This window comes from Treponema sp. R6D11, assembly GCF_054786075.1.
Genome location: NZ_BDHD01001288.1, coordinates 1 through 338 on the forward strand (window position 1 = coordinate 1; position 338 = coordinate 338).

Consider the following 338-nt stretch of genomic DNA (forward strand, 5'->3'; position numbering starts at 1 on the left):
GTAGCGCGTAATGGAAAAGTTTCAAGTTTTTGCGCAACCGCGTCGTCAAGCAGTTTTTTTACGGACGAATCGTAATGCTTGAGCGTTCTTTGATGACTTTTGCTGATTTCAAACAAAGACGAAAACAAAACTTTAACGTATCCCGAAAGTTCTGGTTTAGCCTTTTCGCAAAGTTTGTACAAAATTTTGCGCTCGTGTTCCGTATCCATAGCGGGCAAGGAAAGCTCTTCCTTGCTTTGACCTATTTTTTGCGAAAGTTCCATGCGTTGTTCAAACAGCTTTAGTAACTGTTCGTCAATGCCGTCTATTTCCTGATTCAGTTTATCAATATCCATGAT

At 40.2% G+C, this 338-nt stretch carries 1 protein-coding gene; it reads right to left on the minus strand.

Going from position 1 to position 338, the window contains the following annotated elements; translation table 11 throughout:
* Positions 1–338 (minus strand): chorismate mutase (locus ACYVTD_RS18465; RefSeq protein ID WP_461249051.1); only part of this gene is annotated, 338 nt, incomplete at both ends.